General features: G+C 71.5%; 18 protein-coding genes. 14 read left to right on the forward strand and 4 right to left on the reverse strand.

Features of this window, described 5'->3' with window-relative positions:
• The 9 genes from ftsW to B7P34_RS27040 all read left to right on the forward strand — a co-directional run.
• The coding region (gene ftsW, locus B7P34_RS26995; RefSeq protein WP_223268276.1) for a putative lipid II flippase FtsW at positions 1-1,270 on the forward strand (1,270 nt) is incomplete at its 5' end.
• A gap of 6 nt (positions 1,271-1,276) precedes the next feature.
• On the forward strand, positions 1,277-2,371 hold the full coding sequence (murG, locus tag B7P34_RS27000; protein ID WP_106680697.1) for an undecaprenyldiphospho-muramoylpentapeptide beta-N-acetylglucosaminyltransferase: 1,095 nt from the start codon (positions 1,277-1,279) through the stop codon (positions 2,369-2,371).
• 23 nt (positions 2,372-2,394) lie between these two features.
• A complete protein-coding gene (locus tag B7P34_RS27005) occupies positions 2,395-3,291 on the forward strand; it encodes a cell division protein FtsQ/DivIB (protein WP_106680699.1) in 897 nt (298 codons plus the stop codon).
• 239 nt (positions 3,292-3,530) lie between these two features.
• Entirely contained in the window at positions 3,531-4,769 is a 1,239-nt protein-coding gene (ftsZ, locus tag B7P34_RS27015; RefSeq protein ID WP_106680701.1) for a cell division protein FtsZ, read from the forward strand.
• A 54-nt stretch (positions 4,770-4,823) separates the two neighbouring features.
• Positions 4,824-5,549, forward strand: a complete 726-nt coding sequence (gene pgeF / locus B7P34_RS27020; RefSeq protein WP_106680703.1) for a peptidoglycan editing factor PgeF — start codon at positions 4,824-4,826, stop codon at positions 5,547-5,549.
• A complete protein-coding gene (locus B7P34_RS27025; RefSeq protein ID WP_286157517.1) occupies positions 5,546-6,283 on the forward strand; it encodes a YggS family pyridoxal phosphate-dependent enzyme in 738 nt (245 codons plus the stop codon). Before pgeF ends, B7P34_RS27025 begins: the two co-directional genes overlap by 4 nt.
• Positions 6,284-6,405: 122 nt before the next feature.
• Positions 6,406-7,020: a cell division protein SepF gene (locus tag B7P34_RS27030; protein WP_030364711.1), complete on the forward strand. Its 615-nt coding sequence runs from the start codon at positions 6,406-6,408 to the stop codon at positions 7,018-7,020.
• 76 nt (positions 7,021-7,096) lie between these two features.
• Positions 7,097-7,381, forward strand: coding sequence for a YggT family protein (locus B7P34_RS27035; protein ID WP_030364712.1), 285 nt, complete (start codon positions 7,097-7,099; stop codon positions 7,379-7,381).
• Between the two features lie 49 nt (positions 7,382-7,430).
• On the forward strand, positions 7,431-8,639 hold the full coding sequence (locus B7P34_RS27040) for a DivIVA domain-containing protein (RefSeq protein WP_106680707.1): 1,209 nt from the start codon (positions 7,431-7,433) through the stop codon (positions 8,637-8,639).
• A gap of 212 nt (positions 8,640-8,851) precedes the next feature.
• Here the strand turns inward: B7P34_RS27040 and ileS are convergent, their stop codons facing one another.
• The gene (ileS, locus tag B7P34_RS27045) at positions 8,852-11,989 is read right to left on the reverse strand and encodes an isoleucine--tRNA ligase (RefSeq protein ID WP_106680709.1); all 3,138 of its coding nucleotides are present in this window, start codon (positions 11,987-11,989) and stop codon (positions 8,852-8,854) included.
• A gap of 1,602 nt (positions 11,990-13,591) precedes the next feature.
• Between ileS and B7P34_RS38895 the strand changes: the two genes are divergently transcribed.
• The 4 genes from B7P34_RS38895 (at position 13,592) to B7P34_RS27070 (ending at position 17,334) form a co-directional block, all read left to right on the forward strand.
• On the forward strand, positions 13,592-14,044 hold the full coding sequence (locus B7P34_RS38895) for a TraR/DksA family transcriptional regulator (protein WP_435693983.1): 453 nt from the start codon (positions 13,592-13,594) through the stop codon (positions 14,042-14,044).
• 79 nt (positions 14,045-14,123) lie between these two features.
• Entirely contained in the window at positions 14,124-14,672 is a 549-nt protein-coding gene (lspA, locus tag B7P34_RS27060; protein WP_189383082.1) for a signal peptidase II, read from the forward strand.
• Between the two features lie 51 nt (positions 14,673-14,723).
• Positions 14,724-15,656, forward strand: coding sequence for an RluA family pseudouridine synthase (locus B7P34_RS27065; protein ID WP_223268278.1), 933 nt, complete (start codon positions 14,724-14,726; stop codon positions 15,654-15,656).
• 88 nt (positions 15,657-15,744) lie between these two features.
• Positions 15,745-17,334, forward strand: a complete 1,590-nt coding sequence (locus B7P34_RS27070; protein WP_106680715.1) for a Na+/H+ antiporter — start codon at positions 15,745-15,747, stop codon at positions 17,332-17,334.
• 199 nt (positions 17,335-17,533) lie between these two features.
• Here B7P34_RS27070 and B7P34_RS27075 read toward each other — a convergent pair whose 3' ends face one another.
• Positions 17,534-18,640 carry a mechanosensitive ion channel family protein gene (locus tag B7P34_RS27075; RefSeq protein WP_106680717.1) on the reverse strand — a complete coding sequence of 369 codons (1,107 nt, stop codon included), beginning with the start codon at positions 18,638-18,640 and terminating at the stop codon, positions 17,534-17,536.
• 108 nt (positions 18,641-18,748) lie between these two features.
• Between B7P34_RS27075 and B7P34_RS27080 the strand changes: the two genes are divergently transcribed.
• Positions 18,749-19,336, forward strand: a complete 588-nt coding sequence (locus B7P34_RS27080; protein WP_106680719.1) for a dienelactone hydrolase family protein — start codon at positions 18,749-18,751, stop codon at positions 19,334-19,336.
• Positions 19,337-19,346: 10 nt separating this feature from the next.
• On the opposite strand, the gene B7P34_RS27085 is transcribed toward B7P34_RS27080, so the two are convergent.
• Positions 19,347-20,993, reverse strand: a complete 1,647-nt coding sequence (locus B7P34_RS27085; protein ID WP_106680721.1) for an alkaline phosphatase D family protein — start codon at positions 20,991-20,993, stop codon at positions 19,347-19,349.
• A 109-nt stretch (positions 20,994-21,102) separates the two neighbouring features.
• Entirely contained in the window at positions 21,103-21,930 is an 828-nt protein-coding gene (locus B7P34_RS27090; protein ID WP_106680723.1) for a thioredoxin domain-containing protein, read from the reverse strand.
• Between the last annotated feature and the right edge of the window lie 194 nt (positions 21,931-22,124).

A 22,124-nucleotide genomic window follows, 5' to 3' on the forward strand; every position in this document is an offset into this window, starting at 1 on the left:
GCCCCGGCGGCCCGCCCCGCCCCGCGGCAGCCTGCTGGGCGGCCTCAGGCAGCTCCACAGGCGCGCCAAGAAGGCCTGGGACCGCCCGCTGACCGCCTACTACCTGGTGATGGGCGGCTCCCTGCTGATCACCGTGCTCGGCCTGGTCATGGTCTACTCCGCCTCGCAGATCAAGGCCCTGCAGAACGGCCTGCCGCCCTCCTTCTTCTTCCGCAAGCAGCTGCTGGCGGCCGCGATCGGCACCGTGATGCTGCTGGTGGCCGCGCGCATGCCCGTACGGCTGCTGCGGGTCTTCGCCTACCCCGCGCTCGCCGGGTCGCTGTTCCTGCTCTGCCTGGTGCAGGTGCCCGGCATCGGCCAGACCATCAACGGCAACACCAACTGGATCTCCCTCGGCGGCCCCTTCCAGCTCCAGCCGAGCGAGTTCGCCAAGCTCGCCCTGGTGCTGTGGGGCGCCGACCTGCTGGCACGTAAACAGTCCAAGAAGCTGCTCACCCAGTGGAAGCACCTGCTGGTGCCGCTGGTGCCCGTCACCTTCGTGCTGCTCGGCCTGATCATGCTGGGCGGCGACATGGGGACCACCGTGGTGCTCACCACGGTGCTGCTCGGGCTGCTGTGGGTGGCCGGGGCGCCCACCCGGCTCTTCGCCGGGGTCTTCGGCGTCACCGCCGTGCTGGCCGTCCTGTTCATCAAGACCAGCGCCAACCGGATGTCCCGGCTGGCCTGCATCGGGGCCACCGACCCCGGCGACCACGACCAGTGCTGGCAGGCCGTGCACGGAATCTACGCCCTGGCCAACGGCGGATGGTTCGGAGCCGGACTGGGAGCGAGTGTGGAGAAATGGGGCGAACTCCCCGAACCTCACACGGACTTCATCTTCGCCATCACCGGTGAGGAGCTGGGTCTGGCGGGGACGCTGTCGGTGCTCGCCCTCTTCGCGGCTCTAGGCTATGCGGGTATCCGCGTGGCCGGACGCACGGAGGACCCCTTCGTGAGGTACGCCGCGGGAGGTGTGACCACCTGGATCACGGCCCAGGCCGTGGTCAACATCGGTGCGGTGCTCGGCCTGCTGCCGATCGCCGGTGTCCCCCTGCCGCTGTTCTCCTACGGAGGGTCCGCCCTGCTGCCGACCATGTTCGCCATCGGGCTGCTGATCGCCTTCGCGCGCGACGAACCCGGTGCGCGGGCGGCGCTGGCCATGCGGCAGCCTGGGGTGAGATGGAAGACGATGAGACGGCGCGTCAAGAAGCGACCGTCCGGAGAGCGGTGAATTTCGGTGCATGTCGTACTCGCCGGTGGGGGGACCGCCGGCCACATCGAGCCCGCGCTCGCCCTCGCGGACGCCCTGCGCAGGCAGGACCCGACCGTGGGGATCACGGCGCTCGGCACGGAGCGGGGCCTGGAGACCCGGCTCGTGCCCGAGCGGGGCTATGAGCTCGGCCTCATCCCCGCCGTACCGCTGCCCCGCAAGCCCACACCCGAGCTGATCACCGTCCCCGGGCGGCTGCGCGGCACGATCAAGGCGGCCGAGCAGATCCTGGAGCGCACCAAGGCGGACTGCGTGGTCGGCTTCGGCGGCTATGTGGCCCTGCCCGGCTACCTGGCCGCCAAGCGGCTCGGCGTGCCGATCATCGTGCACGAGGCCAACGCCCGGCCCGGCCTCGCCAACAAGATCGGCTCGCGCTACGCCGCCGGGGTCGCGGTGTCCACCCCGGACAGCAAGCTGCGCAACGCCCGCTACGTGGGCATCCCGCTGCGCCGCACCATCGCCACGCTGGACCGGGCCGCCGCGCGGCCCGAGGCGCGGGCGTACTTCGGGCTCGACCAGAACCTGCCCACGCTGCTGGTCTCCGGCGGCTCGCAGGGCGCCCGCCGGCTCAACGAGGTCATCCAGGCCGTCGTCCCGTTCCTGCAGCGCGCCGGCATTCAGATCCTGCACGCGGTCGGTCCGAAGAACGACCTGCCGCACGTGGACAACATGCCCGGAATGCCGCCCTACATCCCGGTACCGTACGTGGACCGGATGGACCTCGCGTACGCCGCGGCCGACATGATGCTCTGCCGCGCGGGCGCGATGACCGTCGCCGAGCTGTCCGCCGTCGGGCTGCCCGCCGCCTACGTCCCGCTGCCCATCGGCAACGGCGAGCAGCGGCTGAACGCCCAGCCGGTGGTCAAGGCCGGCGGCGGCCTGCTGGTGGACGACGCCGAGCTGACGCCCGAATGGGTGCAGCAGCACGTGCTCCCGGTCCTCGCCGACCAGCACCGGCTGTACGAGATGTCCCGCGCCGCCTCCGAGTTCGGCCGCCGGGACGCCGACGACCTGCTCGTCGGCATGGTGTACGAGGCGATCGCCGCCAAGAGAGCGGGCTGAGGCCCGGAGCAGGAGGCTGGACAGTGGCCGGACCGACGACAGCCCGGCGCGGTGGCGCGAAGAGCAAGAAGTCGGTGCGGCCCGGTTCCGGCGGCAGGGCCGCCCCCTCCCGGCCGGCGGGAAGGCCGGCCGGGAAGCCCGCCGGCAAGTCGCCGGGGCGCGGTCCGCGCCGCCCCGGCCTCCGCTCCGGACTGCCGCGCGGCCGCCGGCTGGTCCTCTGGGCGGTGGCCGCCGTGCTCGCCGGCGGTGCCGCCGGATGGGCGCTCTACGGCTCCGGCTGGCTGCGCGCCACCCGGGTGGAGGTTTCCGGCACCCGCGTGCTGACGCCCGATGAGGTGCGGGCCGCCGCCGACGTGAAGCTCGGCGGCCCGCTGGTCTCCGTGGACACCGACGCCATCGAGGAGCGGCTGCGCGCCGCCCTGCCACGGATCGAATCGGTCAATGTCGAGCGCTCCTGGCCGCACGCGGTCGGCCTGAAAGTGGTCGAGCGGCAGCCGAAAGCGATCGTCCAGGACACTTCGGACTCCGCGAAGCGCGGGAAGTTCATCGAAATCGACGGCGCGGGCGTGCGGTTCGCCACAGTTGATCAAGCTCCCGGGGGCGTCCCCAGGCTGACCGTGGAGCCCTCGGCGACCGCCGAGGCCAGCCTGCGCCGGTTCGGCCCCGAGCGGCTGGAGCGCGAGGGCGTCCGGGTCGCCGAGGCCCTGCCCGCGGACGTCAGGGCGGACACCCGGGTCATCCGCGTACGCTCGTACGACTCCATCACCCTGGAGCTGGCGGGCGATCGGACGGTCGTGTGGGGGAGCGGCGAACGGGGCGAGGCGAAGGCGCGCGCGCTGACCGCTCTGCTGAAGGCCGCGCGGGGGGCCGACCACTTCGATGTGAGCGCCCCCAGCGCTCCCGCGGCGTCCGGGAGTTGACGGCCGGGGTGGCCGGGCAGCACCCTGACTGGCTACGGCTATGGGTGATCACATAGGGTGAAAAGAAAAACGGGAGGTTCGGCGTGTTCGTTGAACGCGCGCGGCTTGTCGACTTACTGTCCTGTTCGGAGAACCCCAGCGAACAGCGGCACCGGTAACCCTAAACTTCACGTTGAGGGTTCGGGTCGGCACTGAACCGTCCCCCAGGCATACGTAACTCGAGGCGAGAGGCCTTCGACGTGGCAGCACCGCAGAACTACCTCGCAGTCATCAAGGTCGTCGGCATCGGCGGCGGTGGCGTGAACGCCATCAACCGGATGATCGAGGTCGGTCTCAAGGGCGTCGAGTTCATCGCGATCAACACCGATGCACAGGCCCTGCTGATGAGCGACGCCGACGTGAAACTCGATGTCGGCCGTGAGCTCACCCGCGGCCTCGGCGCCGGCGCCAACCCCGACGTCGGCCGCAAGGCCGCCGAGGACCACCGCGAGGAGATCGAGGAGGTCCTCAAGGGGGCCGACATGGTCTTCGTGACCGCGGGCGAGGGCGGCGGCACCGGCACCGGCGGCGCCCCGGTCGTCGCCAACATCGCCCGTTCGCTGGGCGCCCTGACGATCGGTGTGGTCACCCGCCCGTTCACCTTCGAGGGCCGCCGCCGCGCGAACCAGGCGGAGGACGGCATCGCGGGTCTGCGCGACGAGGTCGACACCCTCATCGTGATCCCGAACGACCGGCTGCTGTCCATCTCGGACCGTCAGGTGAGCGTGCTCGACGCGTTCAAGTCCGCGGACCAGGTGCTGCTGTCGGGCGTCCAGGGCATCACCGACCTGATCACCACCCCGGGTCTGATCAACCTCGACTTCGCGGACGTCAAGTCCGTGATGTCCGAGGCGGGCTCGGCGCTCATGGGCATCGGCTCGGCGCGCGGCGACGACCGCGCGGTGGCCGCGGCCGAGATGGCGATCTCCTCGCCGCTGCTGGAGGCGTCCATCGACGGCGCCCGCGGCGTCCTGCTCTCCATCTCCGGCGGCTCCGACCTCGGTCTCTTCGAGATCAACGAGGCCGCTCAGCTGGTCAGCGAGGCCGCCCACCCCGAGGCCAACATCATCTTCGGCGCCGTCATCGATGACGCCCTGGGCGACGAGGTCCGGGTCACCGTCATCGCCGCCGGCTTCGACGGCGGCCAGCCGCCGGCCAAGGGCAGCCGCGACAAGGTGCTCGGCTCCTCCTACGGCTCCGGCCGCGAGGAGAGCACCCCGGCCGCGGCGGCCCCCCGCCCGGCGAGCCAGGCCGAGCCGGTCCGCCCGTCCTTCGGCGGCCTCGGCAACGTGACCCCGCGCACCGAGGAGCCCGCCTCCGAGCCGGCGCCGGTCAACGAGCTCCCCCCGCCGCCGGTCTCCTCCCCGCAGGTTCCGCCGGCCCGCCCGTACCAGGACTCGACCGCCGAGGAACTGGACGTTCCGGACTTCCTCAAGTAGGACCACGAGCGAGTGAGCGGCATAGGACAACAGCACGCAGTGACACCGGAAGCTGTGCCGGCTGGAAAGCACGCGAGCGGCGCGCACTTCGCCTTCACCGACAGGTGGGGCGGGGTGAGCGCCGCTCCGTTTGACGAGCTCAACCTCGGCGGCGCGGTCGGCGACGACCCCGCCGCCGTCCGGGCCAACCGGGAGCGCGCGGCGGTCTCGCTCGGTCTCGACCCGGCGGACGTCGTCTGGATGAACCAGGTGCACGGCCGGGACGTGGCCGTGGTCGACGGCCCGTGGCGGAGCTCCGAGGTCCCCGCGGTCGACGGAGTGGTGACGGCCCGCCGGGGTCTGGCCCTCGCGGTCCTGACCGCCGACTGCACCCCGGTGCTCCTGGCCGACCCGGTCGCCGGGATCGCGGGCGCGGCCCACGCCGGCCGCCCGGGCCTGGTCGCCGGGGTGGTGCCCGCGACGGTCGAGAAGATGATCGCTCTCGGCGCGGACCCCGCCCGGATCGTCGCCCGCACCGGCCCCGCGGTCTGCGGCCTGTGCTACGAGGTGCCGGAGGAGATGCGGGCCGAGGTCGCCGCGGTCGTGCCCGAGGCCTGGGCCACCACCCGGCGGGGCACCCCCGCCGTGGACGTGGCCGCGGGAGTGCGGGCCCAACTCGCCCGGCTCGGCGTGATGATGAGCGGACAATCTCACATCTGCACGCTGGAGTCGGCTGATCACTTCTCGTACCGGCGCGAGCGCACGACAGGGCGACTTGCTAGCTACGTCTGGTTGGACTGAGGACTGTGACGGACCGCAGAACGGAACTCGCTGACAACCTGGCGCGCGTGGAGGAACGTATCTCCATGGCCTGCGCCGCGGCGGGCCGCCCGCGCGAGGACGTGACCCTGATCGTGGTCACCAAGACCTACCCCGCCTCCGACGTGCGACTGCTCGCCGAGCTCGGGGTGCGGCACGTCGCGGAGAACCGGGACCAGGACGCGGCGCCGAAGGCGGCCGAGTGCGCGGATCTGCCGCTCACCTGGCACTTCGTCGGACAATTGCAGACGAACAAGGTTCGTTCGGTGGCGAGTTATGCCGACTTTGTGCATTCGGTCGACCGGGCCCGGCTCGTCACCGCACTCTCGGCCGCGGCCGTGAAGGCGGGCCGGACGCTGGACTGCCTGATTCAGGTGGCACTTGACGCAGAGTCGGGCGAACCCGGACAACGCGGTGAAAGGGGCGGAGTCGCTCCTGACGGTGTGACGGAACTCGCCGACGCTCTCGCCGCCGCCGAAGGGGTCCGCCCCGCGGGCCTGATGACGGTGGCTCCGCTCGTCGGAACATATGCCGGACGCCCGCGGGCCGCCTTCGAGCGGCTCATGGAAATCTCAACGGGCCTGCGCGCGGCCCATCCTGCTGCGAACATGGTGTCAGCAGGGATGAGCGCGGATCTGGATGACGCCGTGGCCGCCGGAGCGACACATGTACGTGTCGGATCGGCGGTACTCGGAGTCCGACCCAGGCTCGGGTAACGTCGCCAAGAAGTCGGACCACAGCAAAAAATATGGTCATTCCCGTCAGAAGGCGGGCAGACCGCGTGGATCCAAGGCGCCGCTGACGGAGCCGATCCACCACAGAGCGGAGGACGCAGAGAATGGCCGGCGCGATGCGCAAGATGGCGGTCTACCTCGGCCTCGTGGAGGACGATGGGTACGACGGCCCGGGGTTCGACCCCGACGACGAGTTCGAACCCGAGCCGGAGCCCGACCGACGCAGGCAGCAGCATCAGCAGCAACACCTCGCACAACAGACGCAATCGGACGAACCGGTTCGAGTCGCCCAGCCGCCTGCACAGCGCGAACCCGCTCCGCTCACAGCGGAAACGGGACGACCCGCCCGAATCGCCCCCGTGGCGTCCATCACACCCGAACGCCACTCTCTGGAGAAGAACGCACCGGTGATCATGCCCAAGGTTGTGTCCGAGCGGGAGCCCTACCGCATCACGACATTGCACCCCCGGACCTACAACGAAGCCCGTACCATCGGGGAACACTTCCGCGAGGGCACCCCGGTGATCATGAATCTGACGGAGATGGACGACACGGACGCGAAGCGACTTGTCGACTTCGCCGCCGGCCTCGTCTTCGGTCTCCACGGCAGCATCGAGCGGGTGACGCAGAAGGTGTTCCTGCTGTCTCCTGCTAACGTCGATGTCACGGCGGAGGACAAGGCCCGCATCGCAGAGGGTGGGTTCTTCAATCAGAGCTGAGACGCAATACCTGGCGACACCGGGAGAATGACGGCCGAACAGGCCGGGTACGAGCAAGGGGAGAGGGAAGCGCGAGATGAGCATCGCACTACAGGTGATCTACATCGCGCTGTATTGCTTCCTGTTTGTACTGATCTTCCGACTGGTGATGGATTACGTCTTCCAGTTCGCTCGCTCATGGCAACCCGGTAAGGCGATGGTGGTCATCCTTGAGGCCACCTACACTGTCACCGATCCGCCACTCAAGCTTCTGCGGCGGTTCATTCCGCCGCTGCGTCTCGGGGGCGTGGCGCTCGACCTGTCCTTCTTCGTATTGATGATTATCGTCTTCATCCTGATCCGCGTCGTGGAGCAGGTGTGAACGATACGGTCTTGCCGATTGCCGACGACTACGTTGAGGTGAAGAAGAGATGCCGTTGACCCCCGAGGACGTGCGGAACAAGCAGTTCACGACCGTCCGTCTCCGAGAAGGCTATGACGAGGACGAGGTCGATGCCTTCCTGGACGAGGTCGAGGCCGAACTGACCCGTCTGCTCCGCGAGAACGAGGACCTGCGCGCCAAGCTGGCCGCCGCGACCCGTGCCGCCGCGCAGAACCAGCAGCAGGGCATGCGCAAGCCCGAGCCGCAGGACCAGCGACCCGGCGGGGCTCCGGTGCCCGCCGCCATATCGGGACCGCAGCCGGTGCCGCAGCAGCAGCCGATGGGCGGCCCGCCGCAGCTGCCGGGCGGTGCCCCGCAGCTTCCGGCCGGCCCGAGCGGTCACGGCCACGGTCCCCAGGGTCCGCACGGTCCCGGCCCGATGGGGCAGAACGGTCCCGGTCCGATGGGGCAGAACGGCCCGATGGGCGGCCCGATGGGCGGTCCCATGGGTCAGAACGGTCCGATGGGTCAGAACGGAATGGGGCAGAACGGTCCTATGGGGCAGAACCCCATGGGTCAGAACGGTCCCATGGGCGGCCCGCAGCTGCCGCAGCCGGGTCAGGGCCCGGGCGGCGACAGCGCTGCCCGCGTGCTCTCGCTCGCCCAGCAGACCGCTGACCAGGCGATCGCGGAGGCCCGTTCCGAGGCCAACAAGATCGTCGGCGAGGCGCGCAGCCGCGCCGAGGGCCTGGAGCGGGACGCCCGCGCCAAGGCCGACGCCCTGGAGCGGGACGCGCAGGAGAAGCACCGCGTCGCGATGGGCTCCCTGGAGTCCGCCCGCGCCACGCTGGAGCGCAAGGTCGAGGACCTGCGCGGCTTCGAGCGCGAGTACCGCACGCGTCTGAAGTCCTACCTGGAGAGCCAGCTGCGCCAGCTGGAGAACCAGGCGGACGACTCGCTGGCCCCGCCCCGCAACCCCAACACCCCGTCGCTGCCCGCGGCCCCCTCGATGAGCGGGTCGATGGCTCCGGCAGGTGCGGGCATGGGCGGCCACAGCATGGGCGGCAACCCGTCCATGGGCGGCAACGCCTCGATGGGCGGCAACTCCTCCATGGGTGGCCCGTCCTACGGCGGTCAGCAGCAGATGTCCCCGGCGATGACCCAGCCGATGGCACCGGTGCGGCCGCAGGGCCAGCAGCCGATGCAGCAGGCGCCGTCCCCGATGCGGGGCTTCCTCATCGACGAGGACGACAACTGACGGCCCGCTCCGGCCGCTAGTCGGCAGTCGGTCGGTCGGCAGTCATAAAGGGCCGGGCCCCTGGGAAATCCCAGGGGCCCGGCCCTTTTGTGCGCTTCTTTCCGCTGCCCGGCAGCGGGATGTCGGGCAATACGACATATGACAATTGCCGGGCGAGGGATTCCCTCGCCCGGCAATTGTCGGTTTTATCAGGCCTTGCGTCAGGCCTTCTATCAGGCCTTGCGGAGACGGAACGTCAGCGAAAGGGCCTCGTCGGTGAAAGGCTCACCGTAGGAGCCGTCGGCCTCGCCCTCGGCGAAGTCCGTGGCCAGGACCTCGTCCGCAATGAGCGACGCGTGCTCCGAAAGGGCCGTACGGACTTCCTCGTCCGCCGACCGCCAGCGCAGGGCGATCCGGTCGGCGACGTCGAGGCCGCTGTTCTTCCGGGCCTCCTGGATGAGCCGGACCGCGTCACGGGCGAGACCCGCGATGCGCAGCTCCGGGGTGATCTCCAGGTCGAGCGCCACCGTCGCACCCGAGTCCGAGGCCACCGACCAGCCCTCGCGCGGCGTTTCGGTGATGATGACCTCGTCGGGGGAGAGGGCGACCTGCTCGCCGTCCACCTCGACCGAGGCCGTGCCCTCGCGCAGCGCCAGCGACAGCGCCGCCGCGTCGGCCGCGGCGACGGCCTTGGCGACCGCCTGAACGCCCTTGCCGAACCGCTTGCCCAGGGCACGGAAGTTGGCCTTGGCGGTGGTGTCGACCAGGGAGCCGCCCACCTCGGAGAGCGAGGCGAGGGAGGAGACGTTGAGCTCCTCGGTGATCTGCGCGCGCAGCTCCGCGCCCAGCTCCTCGAAGCCGGCCGAGGCCACCAGCGCACGCGAGAGCGGCTGGCGGGTCTTGACGCCGGACTCGGCGCGCGTGGCCCGGCCCAGCTCGACCAGGCGGCGGACGAGCAGCATCTGCTGCGACAGCTTCGGGTCGACGAGGGCGGCGTCCGCCACCGGCCAGGAGGCCAGGTGGACCGACGCCGGGGCCTGCGGGTCGACGGGCGCGACCAGGTCCTGCCAGACGCGCTCGGTGATGAACGGCACCAGCGGGGCCATCAGGCGCGTCACGGTCTCGACGACCTCGTGGAGGGTGCGCAGCGCGGCCGCGTCGCCCTGCCAGAACCGGCGGCGCGAGCGGCGCACGTACCAGTTGGACAGGTCGTCGACGAAGGAGGACAGCAGCTTGCCGGCGCGCTGGGTGTCGTAGGCCTCCATGGCCTCGGTGACCTGGCCGACGAGGGCGTTCAGCTCGCCGAGCAGCCAGCGGTCCAGCAGCGGGCGGTCGGCCGGGGCCGGGTCCGCGGCGCTGGGCGCCCAGCCGGACGTGCGGGCGTAGAGGGCCTGGAAGGCGACCGTGTTCCAGTAGGTGAGGAGCGTCTTGCGGACGACCTCCTGGATCGTGCCGTGGCCCACGCGGCGCGCGGCCCACGGGGAGCCGCCGGCCGCCATGAACCAGCGGACGGCGTCGGCGCCGTGCTGGTCCATGAGCGGGATCGGCTGGAGGATGTTGCCCAGGTGCTTGGACATCTTCCGGCCGTCCTCGGCGAGGATGTGGCCCAGGCAGACGACGTTCTCGTACGACGACTTGTCGAAGACGAGGGTGCCGACGGCCATCAGCGTGTAGAACCAGCCGCGGGTCTGGTCGATGGCCTCGGAGATGAACTGCGCCGGGTAGCGCTGCTCGAAGATCTCCTTGTTCTTGTACGGGTAGCCCCACTGCGCGAACGGCATCGAGCCCGAGTCGTACCAGGCGTCGATGACCTCCGGCACGCGCACGGCCGTGTGGTCACAGCCCTCGGCGGTGCAGGTGAAGGTGACGTCGTCGATGTAGGGGCGGTGGGGGTCCAGGCCGCTCTGGTCGGTGCCGGTGAGCTCGGAGAGCTCGGCCAGCGAGCCGACGCAGGTGAGGTGGTTCTCCTCGCAGCGCCAGATGGGCAGCGGGGTGCCCCAGTAGCGGTTGCGGGAGAGGGCCCAGTCGATGTTGTTGTTCAGCCAGTCGCCGAAGCGGCCGTGCTTGACCGACTCGGGGAACCAGTTGGTCTTCTCGTTCTCCTCCAGCAGCCGGTCCTTGATCGCGGTGGTGCGGATGTACCAGGACGGCTGGGCGTAGTAGAGGAGCGCGGTGTGGCAGCGCCAGCAGTGCGGGTAGCTGTGCTCGTAGGCGATGTGCTTGAAGAGCAGGCCCCGCTCGGAGAGGTCCGCGACGAGCTTCTCGTCGGCCTTCTTGAAGAACTGGCCGCCGACCAGGCCGAGGCCCTCCTCGAAGGTGCCGTCCGGACGGACCGGGTTGACGACCGGCAGGCCGTAGGCGCGGCAGGTCTTGAGGTCGTCCTCACCGAAGGCCGGGGCCTGGTGGACCAGACCCGTGCCGTCCTCGGTGGTGACGTACTCGGCGTTGACGACGAAGTGGGCGGCCTCGGGGAACTCGACCAGGTCGAACGGGCGGCGGTAGGCCCAGCGCTCCATCTCGCGGCCGGTGAAGGACTGACCGGTGGCCGTCCAGCCCTCGCCGAGGGCCTTCTCCAGCAGCGGCTCGGCGACGACGAGCTTCTCGTCGCCGTCGGTGGCCACCACGTACGTGACGTCGGGGTGCGCGGCCGCCGCCGTGTTGGACACCAGGGTCCAGGGGGTGGTCGTCCACACCAGCAGCGCGGCCTCGCCCGCGAGCGGGCCGGACGTCAGCGGGAAGCGGACGAAGACCGACGGGTCCACGACCGTCTCGTAGCCCTGCGCCAGCTCGTGGTCCGACAGGCCGGTGCCGCAGCGGGGGCACCAGGGGGCGACGCGGTGGTCCTGGACCAGGAGGCCCTTGTTGAAGATCTCCTTGAGCGACCACCACACGGACTGGACGTACTCCGGGTCCATCGTGCGGTACGCGTCGTCCAGGTCGACCCAGTAGCCCATGCGGGTGGTGAGCTCGGCGAACGCGTCCGTGTGGCGGGTGACGGACTCACGGCACTTGTCGTTGAAGGCCGCGATGCCGTACGCCTCGATGTCCTGCTTGCCCGAGAAGCCCAGCTCCTTCTCCACCGCGAGCTCGACCGGCAGGCCGTGGCAGTCCCAGCCGGCCTTCCGGCCGACGTGGTAGCCCTGCATCGTGCGGAAGCGGGGGAAGACGTCCTTGAAGACGCGGGCCTCGATGTGGTGCGCGCCCGGCATGCCGTTGGCGGTGGGCGGGCCCTCGTAGAACACCCACTCGGGGCGGCCCTCGGACTGTTCGAGCGTACGGGCGAAGATCTTCTGCTCGCGCCAGAACTCGAGCACGGCGTGCTCCAGGGCGGGCAGGTCGACCTGCGCGGGTACCTGGCGGTACTGCGTCATCGGCTTCCTCCGGCGGGACGGTTGGTGCGCTGTCCGTCGGAGGGACGAGAGGCGCGTGCGCGCTCCCGCGGTACCACCCTCCTTGGCCGCCGGCCCGATGGCCCCCGGCCCCCTCATTAGGGTCGCGACGCCGGCTCTACTGACCCCTGGGGCGGCCCTCGGGGCGTTCTTCCGGCGGCTCCGGGCTGATCTTCACCCCGCGCACACCTCCGGGCTCGCACCGTCCCCGGATCGCTCATGGCTGCGTGCGGCGCTACTCGTCCCATCCACGCCTTTCGCTGCGCCCAGTGTACGGGGCGGGACCGGACGCGGCCCACCGGTTTCGGCCGGGGCCGGGCGGGGGACCGCTGCAGTCCGATTACAGGGCCGGGGGCGGGGCACAACCGATGAGACCGGCGTGCCCCGTTGCCGCGTGCCCGGTGGAGTTTTATCGTTCCGGCACGATTCGCGCGCAAGATCATAAAATGTGAAGGGGCCGCGGTCATGGTGGCGAAGAGAGCGGGCGGGGCGGGGGCCGCGGGGTCGGCTGCCGCCTCGAGGAAGGCCGCCTCGGCCAAGAAGGGCGCCGCCGGGACGAAGGCCGCGGGGGCCGCGGGCAAGGCGCCTGCGGCGGGGGCTGCGGGTTCCGCCGGGAAGGCTGCCGCCGGGACGCCTGCGGCGGATGCCGCGGGTGAGAAGGCGGCGCCGGCCAAGAAGACTGCGCGGTCCGCCACGGGGAAGGCGCCGGCCAAGAAGGCAGTGGCCAAGACGTCCGGGGCGAAGGCCGCGGGTTCCGCCGGGAAGACTGCCGCTACGAAGGCGGCGTCCAGCCGGAAGGCGGCTTCCAAGGCGTCCGCGACGGACGCTGCCGACCCTGCCAAGAAGGCAGCCGGTAAGAAGGCGCCGGCAAAAGCATCCGCGGCGAAGACTGCGGGCTCTGCCGGGACGGCGGTGGCCGCGGGTAAGAGGGCGGCGCCCGCCAAGAAGACTGCGCCCGAGGCCGCCGGTTCTGCCGGCGCGGCCAGTGGCACGAAGGCGGCGGCCAGGGCGTCCGCCGCGGACGGCGCCGGCTCGGCCAAGAAGGCCGCCGGCACGAACAAGGCGGCAGCCAAGGAGGCCGCGACGGTCGCCAAGAAGGCCCCCGCGAAGGCGGTGGGCGCGGGTAAGAAGGCGGCGTCCGCCAAGAAGGGTGCGGCCGAGGCTGTCGGTTCTGCCAGCGGCGCGAAGGCCGCGGCCAAGGCGCCCGCGGCGAAGGCTGCGGGTTCCGCCGCGGCACCCGCCAAGAAGGCTGCGGCCGAGGCTGTCGGTTCCGCCGGCGGCACGAAGGCTGCGGCCAAGGCGTCCGCGGCGGGCGGCGCCGGCTCGGCCAAGAAGGCCGCCGGCACGAAAAGGGCGGCAGTCAAGGAGGCCGCGGCCGTCGCCGCGAAGGCCCCCGCGAAGGCCGCCCCCCGTAAAACCCCCCGTAAAACCCCCCGCACCGCGCGCACCCCCCTCACCGGGAACCCCGCGGCAGCGGCACCCGCTCCGCCCGACAAGGCCGTCGAGGCCGAAGAAGCCGCACCTGCCCAGAAGGCGGTGCCCCCTGAGAAGACGGGAGCCAGGACGGTGGCTGCGAAGAAGACCATGGACGGGACACAGGCCGCCAGGAAGGTGCCGGGGGCCCGCACGGGGCCCGCGGAGCCCGGTGAGCTGGCCGTGCGGCCGGGGGAGGAGCCCTGGTCCCCCGCGGAGGTGTCCGAGGCCCGTACGGAGCTGCAGAGCGAGGTGCTGCGGCTGCGCGCGGAGATCGCCCATTCCCAGGAGGCGATCAGCGGCCTGATGCGCGATTCGGGCGACGGCGCGGGCGACGACCAGGCCGACACCGGCACCAAGAACATCACCCGGGAGCACGAGCTGGCCCTGGCGGCGAACGCCCGCGAGATGCTGGACCAGAGCGAGCGCGCGCTGGAGCGCCTCGACGCGGGCACCTACGGCCTCTGCGAGAACTGCGGGAAGCCCATCGGGAAGGCCCGCATGCAGGCCTTTCCGCGTGCCACGCTGTGCGTGGAGTGCAAACAGCGCCAGGAACGCCGCTGACCCGCCCGTGCGAGCGTGCCGTACCCTCGTCCTCAGTCAGGCAGGCCCTGGCCCCCCGGGACGACGTCGAAGGACTCACGTGACAGAGGCGGAACAGACCACCACCGGCACACCGGCGGCCGCGGCGGACGCCACGGCCAAAGGCAGGCGGCGCATCGGGGTGCTCCTGGCCGTGGCCGCCTTCGCGTACCTCCTGGACCTCGGCAGCAAGCTGGTCGTGGTCGCCAAGCTGGAGCACCACGACCCGATCGAGGTGATCGGCACCTGGCTGCAGCTGGAGGTGATCCGCAACCGCGGCGCCGCCTTCGGCATCGGCGAGGCGATGACGGTCGTCTTCACGGTGATCGCCTCCGCTGTGATCGTGGTGATCGCCCGGATCGCCCGGAAGCTCTACAGCGTGCCGTGGGCGATCGCGCTGGGCCTGCTGCTCGGCGGCGCGCTGGGCAATCTCACCGACCGTCTGTTCCGCTCGCCGGGCGGCTTCCAGGGCGGTGTGGTCGACTTCATCGCGCCGTCCGGCTTCGCGGTCTTCAACCTCGCCGACTCCGCGATCGTGTGCGGCGGCTTCCTGATCGTGATCCTGTCGTTCCGCGGTCTGGACCCGGACGGCACGGTCCACCAGGACTGAGCCCGGGACGGGGGCGTCGCCCCCGTCCGTCATACTCGACGGGTGAGCACCATTCCCGAGATCCGCGCCCTGCCCGTACCCGACGGCCTGGAGGGCGAGCGCGTCGACGCCGCAATCGCCCGCATGTTCGGCTTTTCCCGCACCAAGGCGGCCGAGCTGGCGGCCGCGGGCAAGGTCCAGCTGGACGGTGCGGAGGCCGGGAAGTCCGACCGGGTGACCGGCGGGGCCTGGCTGGAGGTCGAGATGCCCGCCGCGCCCGCGCCGGTGCAGATCGTCGCCGAGCCCGTCGAGGGCATGGAGATCGTCCATGACGACGACGACATCGTCGTGATCGTCAAGCCGGTCGGCGTGGCCGCGCACCCCAGCCCCGGCTGGACGGGCCCGACCGTCATCGGCGGCCTGGCCGCCGCGGGCTACCGCATCTCCACCTCCGGCGCCGCCGAGCGTCAGGGCATCGTCCACCGCCTGGACGTCGGCACGTCGGGCCTGATGGTCGTCGCCAAGTCCGAGCGCGCCTACACGCTGCTCAAGCAGCAGTTCCGCGAGCGCACGGTCGACAAGCGCTACCACACGCTGGTCCAGGGCCACCCGGATCCGATGAGCGGCACCATCGACGCCCCCATCGGCCGCCACCCCAACCACGACTACAAGTGGGCCGTCACCGCCGAGGGCAAGCCCTCGGTCACCCACTACGACCTGATCGAGGCGTTCCGCGCGGCCAGCCTGCTGGACGTGAAGCTGGAGACGGGCCGCACGCACCAGATCCGCGTGCACATGGCCGCCCACCGCCACCCCTGCGTCGGCGACCTCACCTACGGCGCCGACCCCACCCTCGCCAAGCGCCTCAAGCTCACCCGCCAGTGGCTGCACGCGGTGCGGCTCGGCTTCGAGCACCCCGCGGACGGCCGGTGGGTCGAGTTCGCGAGCGAGTACCCCGAGGACCTGCAGCGCGCGCTGGACACGGTGCGCGCCGAGAGCGCGTAGGACCGCCGGGGCCCGTGAGGCGGGCCGGGAGCGGGTGAGGCAGGCTGGAGGCCTGTTCGACCGCACCGACCCGCCCGGAGGGACTTCCGTGGACCAGCTCGCGCTGCTGTTCGTCCTGCTGTTCGGCGCGCTGGTCACGGTCCCGCTGGGGGACCGGCTGGGGCTGCCGCCCCCGGTGCTGATGACGCTCGGCGGGATCGTCCTCGCCCTGCTGCCGTTCGTGCCCAACGTGGCCGTCCCGCCGGAGTTCATCCTCCCGCTGGTGCTGCCGCCCCTGCTCTACGCCTCCGCCCAGCGCACCTCCTGGCGGCAGTTCGCCGCCAACCGGCGGCCGATCTTCCTGCTGGCGGTGGCGCTGGTCTTCGTCACCACCGCGGCCGTCGCCGCCGTCGCCAACGCGATCGTGCCCGGCATCTCGCTCGCCGCGGCGGTCGCCCTCGGCGCGCTCGTCGCCCCGCCCGACCCGGTCGCCGCCACCGCCGTCGCGGGTTCCCTGGGGATGCCGCGCCGCCTGGTCTCCATCCTGGAGGGCGAGGGGCTCTTCAACGACGTCACCGCCATCGTGCTCTACCACGTGGCCGTCGCGGCCGCCGTCAGCGGCGGCTTCTCGCTGCCGAGGGCGGTCGGCGAGCTGGTGCTGTCGGCCGTGGTGGCCGTCGCGGTCGGCCTGGCCCTCGGCTGGGCCGCCAAGCGGCTCATGGACGTCCTCGGCGACGCCACCCTCCAGATCGGGCTCACCCTGCTGGTGCCGTTCGTCGCCTACGTCCTCGCCGAGGAGTTCAAGGGCTCGGGCGTGCTCGCGGTGCTGACCACCGCGCTCTTCCTCGCCGAGTACGCGACCGACGCCGACGACGTCCTCGGGCGGCTGGCCGGGCACACCTTCTGGGAGATCATCGACACGCTCGTCACCGGCGTCGCCTTCGGCCTCGTCGGCCTGGAGCTGCACAACGCCCTCGCCACCGCGGCCGGCCGCTGGGGCGAGATGCTGGGCATCGGCGCCGTCGTCGTCGCGGTCGTCGTGGGCGTCCGGCTGCTGTGGCTGCTGCCCGCCGCCTGGCTGGCCAAGAAGCTGCACAAGGGCCGGGACGTCCACGAGGACGTCCCGATGAGCTGGCGCGAGACGGTGGTGATGTGGTGGTCCGGGATGCGCGGCGTCGCGTCCGTGGCCCTCGCCCTGGCCATCCCCCTGACCACGGACGCGAAGACCCCCTTCCCCGCCCGGGACGAGATCCTCTTCGTCGCCTTCGCCGTCATCGTCTCCACCCTCGTCGTCCAGGGCCTGACCCTGCCCCCGCTGGTCGGATGGCTCGGCGTGCGCGCCGACACCGAGGCCGGCCGGGAGCTGGAGCGGCAGCTGGCCGTCCGCGCGGCGAAGGCGGCCCGGCACCGCCTGTGGGAGATCGTCGAGGAGGAGGACCTCCCCGAGGACGTGATGGAGATGCTCGGCCGGCGCGCGTTCGACATGGGCGCCAGGATCAGCCCCGACATGGTCGACGAGGAGCGCCGCGAGGCGCACGCCCAGCGCATCGACCGGCTGCAGACGATCCACCGGGTGCAGGGCGAACTGATGTCGGCCGCGCGCCGCGAGGTGCTGGCCGCGCGGAGCGAGCCGGGCGCGGACCCGGAGGTGGTGGACCGGGTCCTCCGCCACTTGGACGTCCGCAGCCTGCGCGGCTGACGCGGCTGTCCCTACGGGGTTCGCCCGAGGAGGCGTCTTGCCGCCGTGGCAGAGTCCCCTTGCCGCCAGGCAAGAAAGACCCGCCGCAACGGCGAGCAACCGACGCGGCGCATCCCGGCGGTGCCGGACCGTGCGCAACCCGCACCGTGAAGCAACCCCGGCGGAGCCCACCCGCACCGTGAAGGAACCCGGGCGGAGCCTACGTCGTGCCGGGGCCCGGGCCGATGTCCTCCGACGTCGGCGGCGCCTGACGGCGGTCGGGGGCCTGTTCCAGGCCCGGCGCCGGCGCCGTGTTGATGCGCGGGAGCGCGTACGGATGCTCCCGCCGCAGCCACTCGATCAGCTGCTCCCGCACCACGCACCGCAGCGCCCAGATGTCGTCCGCGTCCTTGGCCGTCACCAGCGCCCGCACCTGGATCGTCGACGGCGTCGCGTCGGTGATGACCAGGCTCCAGGACCGGCCGTCCCACTCGGGGAGGCCCTTGAGGATCTCGTGGAGCCGCTCCCGCATGAGGTCTATCGGCGTCGAGTGGTCCAGATGGAGGAAGACCGTCCCGGTCATCCGCGGGTTGCTGCGGGACCAGTTCTCGAAGGGCCGGCTGGTGAAGTACGAGACCGGCATCGTGATGCGCCGCTCGTCCCACGTGGTGACGACCAGGTAGGTGAGCGTGATCTCCTCCACGCGCCCCCACTCGCCGTCGACGACGACGGTGTCCCCGATGCGCACGATGTCGCCGAAGGCGATCTGCAGTCCGGCGAAGAGGTTCGAGAGGGTGGACTGGGCCGCCACACCGGCGACGATGCCGATGAGGCCGGCGGAGGCGAGCACGGACACTCCGGCGGTCCGCATGGCCGGGAACGTCAGCAGCATCGCCGCGGCGGCCACCACGCACACGGCGGCCGTGACGACCCGCTGGATCAGCGTCACCTGGGTCCGTACGCGCCGCACCCTGGCGGCGTCCGCGGCGCGGGCGGCGTAGCGCGCGTAGGAGGCCTCCACTATGGCGACGGCGACCCGTACGAGCAGCCACGCGCAGGCGCCGATCAGCACGAGCGTCAGCACTTGGCCGATCGCGTCCTCGTGCTCCGCCGCCCAGGCGCCGGCCGAGCGGAAGCTGCCGCGCAGGAGGGCCGTGCACAGCACGACCTGGAGCGGCAGGCGGCAGCGGTGGAGCAGGTCCCACAGGGGCGTCTCGGGGTGCCGCGCGTCGACTCTGCGCAGCACGTGGTCGGCGAGCCACCCCACGGCCAGGGTGATGATCAACGCTCCGCCGACTACGGACAGGGGACGCAGTACGCCCTCCATGGACACCTCAGCTCCTTCCGGCCGGCTGCTGCTCACCGGGTGGCGCTCCCTCCGACCGTAGCTGGCACGATGGGGGGCACGCGATCCACCTGTTAGGAAGTGACTCCAGTGGCGTCCTCTACCACGATTGTCCTTTTTCATTCGGCCTACGGCCTGAGGCCTGCCGTGCACGCCGCCGCCGAGCGCCTGCGCGCCGCCGGGCACGAGGTGCACGTGCCGGACCTCTACGAGGGCCGGACGGCTGAGACGGTCGAGGACGGCATGGCGATCAAGGACGAGATCGGCCACGAGGAGCTGCTGCGCCGCGCGGTCACCGCGGTCGCCCCGCTGTCGGACCGCGGCCTGGTCTACGCCGGTTTCTCGCTCGGCGCGGCGATCGCGCAGAACCTGGCGCTGGGCGACGAGAAGGCCCGCGGCCTGCTGCTCCTGCACGGCACGTCGGACCTGGCCGAGGACGCGTCCGTGGACGAGCTGCCCGTGCAGCTGCACGTCGCCGACCCGGACCCGTTCGAGCCGCACGACTGGCTCAACGCGTGGTATCTGCGGATGGGCCGGGCCGGCGCGGACGTGGAGGTCCACAGGTACCCCGGTGCGGGGCACCTGTTCACGGACCCGGAGCTCGCGGACTACGACAAGGAGGCCGCGGAGACGACGTGGCGCGTGGCTCTGTCCTTCCTGGAGGAGATCGGAGGCTGACGCCCGGGTCCTAGCGGACCGGCGTCTTCACCCGCTCCACCTGCTGCGTGCCCGAGCGCGTCCGGTACGAGCGGGCCCACTCCGTCGTCGCCTTGGGGTCGCGCTTGTCGGAGAGGACGTAGTAGTCCATCTGCGCCTGCTCGGGGGTGACGTCGAGGACGCCGTAGCCGTGGGAGTCCATGTCCACCCACTTCGCGTGCCGGTTGGCGGCCTTGATCGCGGCGACCGCGGCGAGTGAGACGGTGTGCGGGGCCACGCCCAGGAGGTCGTCCAGATTGTCGGAGCTCACCGACGTGACGACGAACTCGGTGGCGAGGGACGGCGACAGCGGGTACGTGGCGGCCTTCTTGGGCACGTCGTTGGCCCAGGCCATGTGGATGTCGCCGGTCAGGAAGACGGTGTTGCGGATCCCGCGCTCGTCGAGGTGGCCGAGCAGCTCGCGCCGGTCGTCGGTGTAGCCGTCCCACTGGTCGGTGTTGGCGGCGATGCCGCCGGCGGGCAGGCCCAGCAGCTTGGCGAGCGGCTCCAGCAGATGCGCGGGGAGGGCGCCGAAGGCGAAGGGGGAGATCATCACGGGGTTGCCGACGAGGCGCCACGTGGTGTCGGAGGAGGCGAGCCCGGCCTTCAGCCAGTCGAGCTGGGCGCGCCCGGTGATCGTGCGCTCGGGGTCGTCGACCTTGCCGCTGCCGGGGCTGACCTGCTGCGATCTGAAGGATCTGAGGTCGAGCAGGTGCAGGTCGGCGAGGTTGCCGAAGCGCAGCCGGCGGTAGGTGGTGCCCGCGGTGGAGGGCCGGACCGGCATCCACTCGAAGTAGGCCTGCTTGGCCGCGGCCATCCGCTCGGTCCACTCGCCCTCGGCGCCGGGCGTGTGGTTCTCGGCGCCGCCCGTCCAGGCGTCGTTGGCGAACTCGTGGTCGTCCCAGATGGCCACGAAGGGGTGGGTCCGGTGGAGCGTCTGGAGGTCGGGGTCCGTCTTGTAACGGCCGTGGCGGGTGCGGTAGTCGGCGAGGGTGATGATCTCGTGGGTGGGGGAGTGCGGGCGGACGACCTGCTTCGCGGGCGGGTAGACGCCGGTCCCGTACTCGTAGATGTAGTCGCCGAGGTGCAGGACGGCGTCGAGGTCGCGGCGGTCCGCGAGGTGGCGGTAGGCCGCGAAGTGGCCGGACTCCCAGTTGGCGCAGGAGACGACGCCGAAGCGGATGCCGGGGACGGCCGCGCCGGCGGCCGGTGCGGTACGGGTGCGGGCGGCCGGGGAGTGCGCGCCGCCGGCCGTGAAGCGGTACCAGTAGGAGGTCGCCGGGCGCAGGCCGCGGACGTCGGCCTTGACGGTGTGGTCGGCGGCGGCCGTCGCGGTGACCGTGCCCTTGGCGACGACCGTCCCGAACGCCTCGTCCTCGGCGACCTCCCAGTCGACGTCGACGGCCGCTCCGCGCCCCGAGCCGGGGACCGCGTCGGGCGAGGGCGTCACGCGCGTCCACAGCAGGATGCCGTCGGGCAGCGGGTCGCCCGAGGCGACGCCGTGCAGGAACGCGGGTGCTTCCGCCGCGAACGCCGGGGCGGCCCCGGCGAGGGGGAGGAGGGCGACGGTGGCGGCGCCGGCGACGGCCGCTACGGCGGTTCGTCGCGATATGTGAGATATGGAGGATTCAGAGGTCACGGGCCATCACCTTACTTCCCAGTAAGCGGGAAGGGCGGACGAACTCTGACAGTTCGTCCGCCCCTCACCTGGCCTTCACTTTTCTCCGGCTGCTTCTCCGGCTGCTCGGCTACTTCTTGGGGCCGAACTCCTTGTCGATCGCGGCGATGAAGTTCGGCTTGGCCATCGGCGGGTTCTTGCCGTCGGGGCCCGTCAGCTTCTTGTCGCCGTGGAGCAGCGACGGGGTGCCCTCGATCTTGTTCTTCTGGAACAGCTTGCCCATCTCGACGGCCCACTTGTCGTAGGTGCCCTCGTTGACGGCCTTCTCGAAGTCCTTGTTGCCCTTCAGGGCCGGGACCTGCTGCGCGATCTCGATCAGCCGCGCGTCCTTGGCGAAGGCGTCGTCGCGCTCGTCGGGGTGGTTCTTCGGTGAGTAGAGCGCTTCCTTGTACGCGACGAAGGCGTCCGGGCTGACGTTGAGGGCGGCGCCGAGGGCGCTGACGGCGTTCTTCGAACCGGTGCCGCCGCCCATGCCCATGTCGTCGATGAAGTTCACCATGACGAACCGGACCTTGTAGCGGCCGTCCTTGACGTCCTGGCGCAGCTGGTCGCCGGACGCGTTCTCGAAGGCGGCGCAGGACGGGCAGCGCGGGTCCTCGTAGACCGTGAGGGTCTCCTTGGCCTTCGCGTCGCCGATGACGATCTCGTCGCCGTTCTCGCCGGTGGTGTTGGCGGGCTTGACCAGCGGCTTGTCGCCCGCCCAGCCGCCGCCGCCCTTGTCGTCGTTCATGTTGGTCACGGCGTAGCCGACGCCGCCGGCTATCGCGAGGACGGCGACGATGGCGCCGGCCACGAAGAGCTGACGGCGCGTCTTGTCCCGCTTGGCCTGGCGCTCGCGCTCGGCGCGCAGCCGTTCACGTGCGGCCTGCTTGTTCTGCTGGTTGTTGCGGTTGCTCATGGCGTCGTCTCCGGTTGGTGTACGAGTGGGGGTGGACCGCTTTCGCTCAGGCAGGAGCCGGAGCGAGGGGCGGTCCGCGCCGTACGACGGAGTGGACGAGGAGCGGGAGCCCGCGCGCGCGGAGGGTGCGGCGGGCGGGGCGGAGGCGCGCGGCCGGGCGGGCGGGCGCGCCGAGTGCCGCGAAGGCCAGCAGC

It is taken from the genome of Streptosporangium nondiastaticum (genome assembly GCF_003011965.1).
In the GTDB taxonomy this organism is placed as follows: Bacteria; Actinomycetota; Actinomycetes; order Streptomycetales; family Streptomycetaceae; genus Streptomyces; species Streptomyces nondiastaticus.